At 45.3% G+C, this 3085-nt stretch carries 2 protein-coding genes and 3 pseudogenes; 1 reads left to right on the top strand and 4 read right to left on the bottom strand.

All coding sequences use genetic code 11. The annotated features are described in order from the left end of the window. Positions 1-931, top strand: a pseudogene (locus Q0991_RS02305) (IS5-like element ISAcma45 family transposase); the annotation flags it as partial. Positions 932-962: 31 nt separating this feature from the next. On the opposite strand, the gene Q0991_RS02300 reads toward Q0991_RS02305, so the two are convergent. The 4 genes and pseudogenes from Q0991_RS02300 to Q0991_RS02290 form a co-directional block, all read right to left on the bottom strand. Continuing rightward, the gene (locus tag Q0991_RS02300; RefSeq protein WP_299485112.1) at positions 963-1412 is read right to left on the bottom strand and encodes a hypothetical protein; all 450 of its coding nucleotides are present in this window, start codon (positions 1410-1412) and stop codon (positions 963-965) included. A 139-nt stretch (positions 1413-1551) separates the two neighbouring features. After that, a pseudogene (locus Q0991_RS25040) lies at positions 1552-2062 on the bottom strand (transposase); the annotation flags it as partial. A gap of 154 nt (positions 2063-2216) precedes the next feature. Continuing rightward, a complete protein-coding gene (locus Q0991_RS02295) occupies positions 2217-2426 on the bottom strand; it encodes a hypothetical protein (protein ID WP_299485110.1) in 210 nt (69 codons plus the stop codon). 359 nt (positions 2427-2785) lie between these two features. Next, positions 2786-3085: pseudogene (locus Q0991_RS02290) on the bottom strand (calcium-binding protein); the annotation flags it as partial.

Below are 3085 nucleotides of genomic sequence, written 5' to 3'. Positions count from 1 at the left end.
AACTCTGCGACAAGTCTGGCTCCAGCGATTCTACCCGCCCAATGCAGACGGCACAGTCGAATGGCGAAAAGTGAAGGATATGCCCCCTTCTGATTCATCCATTCATTCCCCTTATGACATAGAAGCCCGCTACAGCAATAAAAGAAATATGGATTGGGTGGGCTATAAAGTTCATTTAACAGAAGTGTGTGATCCTGAAAGTCCACGTCTCATCACTCATGTACACACCACCAGTGCAACGGTTCCAGATGATCAAGTTGTTGACCCCATTCACCTGGCTCTGGCTGAAAAACAGTTGTTGCCTAAAGAGCATTTGTTAGATGGGGGTTACCTCTCGGCAGAGCATTTGGTGAATAGCAAAGCTGAATATGACATGGATGTTATTGGTCCGGTGCGTCAAAACCATAGTTGGCAAGCAAAGGCGGGTAATGGATTTGATTCGAGCTTCTTCCTCATCAGCTGGGACCAACAGAAGGTTGTCTGTCCTCAAGGCCACTTCAGTACGAAATGGTTGCCTGGAAAGGATATTCATGGAAAGGATGTCATTCAAGCAAGGTTCCAGGGGACCACTTGCCGAAGTTGTCCAGTGCGATCTCAATGTACGAAATCTAAGACCCAGCCAAGAGAGTTGACGTTCCGTCCCCGTGAGTTACATCAGGCCCTTAACGAACGGCGTCAGGTGCAACGAACTACTGAGTTCAAGGAAAAATATAGCCTGCGGGCTGGTGTTGAGAGTACCCATTCACAGGGAATACGGCGATTTGGCATGCGCCAGTCAAGGTATATCGGGTTAGCGAAGAGCCATCTACAGAATGTTTTCTGTGCCATTGCTCTCAATTTTGTCCGCTTAGACGCTTGGTTTAATGATGTTCCACTAGCAAAAACCCGTGTATCTCTTTTCAAGAGGATACTTCAGCCATTACCAGCGTGACTTCTTGGAATTCGCCAACAGTGTCGACCCTTCAATTACCCCAAAATGCTTGTTCACTTTCTTGCAGGCGAAAGTACAATTCCTGAGCCACCTCAGCACTCGCCACTCGGATCAGCGAATACACATATTGATCAAACTGTCCTTTGTGTTGGAGAAAATCAGACTCCACCTGGTTATTCCAGGTTTGGAGCTTGAACTTTTGCAATTTCAACTGCCGTTGGGCTTGTGCTGCCATCTGTTGAGGTGTCATGCGGTAATGCTTTAACCAAGCTTCCCGCTGGGTGTCATCCCCGATTTGATGTTGGCGACAGAACTGCTCGACGGCTTGCACCCTTTCCTCCGGGCTTAATGGCACCTCTTGAATGGCTTGGTCAAGGATCAGTTCTTTCAGCAACTGAGGGAGAAGCTGATACTGCCCCAGCAAAGGGATTAATTCAGCGGATTGAACCGTTTCATCCATGATCGGCAGAGCGGATTTCATATCAAAATTACTTTGTCTATGGGTTGTCGCTTCGTTGATGTCCCTACTATCGCCAAACCAATCAGCAGATAAAATCCCAATTTATTCAGATAAGTTCAGGTCTTTGTTCAGTCCTATCCAAGTGACGTACTCCAGGCACTCAAGCAACGCTTAGAGCGCTGGCTTGTCCAGTCTTGCGACCTTCGCGTTTTATAGTGAGGCGAACGCCCAACCCCACTTTCTTGATCAAGATCCTAGAATTAGGATCTCTTTGAATTGAGACCCCGCAATGGGGAAAATCATGCCAGCGATCTAAACAATGACTTTGGAACTCGATTGAGACATATTGCACAATGCTGGGATGTACCCGCAGAATTTACTTTGATCACCTTGCACTGAGCCTTTGCAGCTAATTGTGGAAGAATGTCATTCAAAAACCCACCGATGCCAGCATCAGCAAAGCTTTTGTTTAATCCTGATTTTGCACTTTGACCATTCGGTAAATATTGTCCTCCTTCATCTTGCTTAGGTTTGTTTCGACGGGCCATATTCGATACCCGCAAGTTCTCGATGAAAATAACATCAGCTTTTTGACGGAGTTCATGGGCAGTTTCATAGTGAAATTGTCTGCGTTGACGAGCTATATGCTGATGAAGCTTAGCTAGGGCTTGCTGAAAAAGTCAGAAGTATTGATATATGGTTGTCATAGCTTATAAAAACATTTTCATGTGCAAGGTCAATTAACGATTTTGCGACGTTTCGAGCATTTTTACCTTGCACTAAGTTGTTCGTATAAGTTTAAAAAACAACGCAACTATAAGGATTTCAAGCTGCTACAGATTTTTCAGTAGATGGCGAAAAAGTTTCTTCCAAAGCGTCATTTGCCCGATGGCTTTGTTGGTAGAGAAACTTGCGATTGGCTTGATGCTTTTTGGCGAGGCTGGTGACGGGTTCAGTCTTAGTCAGAACCTGAAGGGCTAACTCCTGGCGCTCAGAAGGAGAAAGAGTAGCGGCGACACAGGAGGATGAATTCATTTTGGACAGTCTGCAGAGAAATAAGTTGGCATTCATTGAGTATCCCTGATCACCATACCCAAGATCTCAAAATGTCTTGACGTCACTCAACTGTGGGCAAGATCTGTAACCCTGAAATGAACAGTGCCACTCAATCTTTATCGAGAGCATGGATTCACGAATATGGCTTAAGCAAAACGGCGCTACGAGCAATCTCTTGACATGCTAATGGACGTTTTTAGAATGAAATAACCCTGTCGTCAGGGGTTTTGCTAAAAAAACCAGAAACTGACCTAAACTATTGGCTGTTTTATCCAATGTTTTAGGTCAGTTAGACAAGAAACCCGAAATCAGCAGAGAACAATTTTGGGTATTATGGCTCAGACTAAAACTACGTCAGAGTTCTTGGTTGCGTCAATAGTCAGGCTGCTAACGCCGTTTAGAGTGGCGATCACATTGTTGTCAACCATCAAATTGTTGCCGTTAAAAGAGAGCCGGTTATAGTCACTGGATCCGAGACTAAAAGCAGAGGCATCAACTTGAATACGATCACCTTCTGTTGTGTTGAAGTCTCCAATAAAGTCAGTGCCTTCAGCCACTGTATTGATGAAGAAGGTGTCGGCACCACTGCCACCATAGAGAGTATCTGCCCCCAATCCACCATCGAGCTTATCATTGCC

Origin of the sequence: Acaryochloris sp. IP29b_bin.137 (assembly GCF_028285745.1) — a bacterium.
Classification (GTDB): Bacteria; Cyanobacteriota; Cyanobacteriia; order Thermosynechococcales; family Thermosynechococcaceae; genus Acaryochloris.
The sequence above is the reverse complement of the archived record's forward strand: the minus strand, read 5'-3'. Positions and strand labels throughout refer to the sequence as shown.

Bases quoted from the DNA above. Each gene is read 5' to 3' on its own strand.
- Q0991_RS02300 (WP_299485112.1), bottom strand. From the start codon at position 1,412: ATGAAATCCGCTCTGCCGATCATGGATGAAACGGTTCAATCCGCTGAA.
- Q0991_RS02295 (WP_299485110.1), bottom strand. From the start codon at position 2,426: ATGAATTCATCCTCCTGTGTCGCCGCTACTCTTTCTCCTTCTGAGCGC.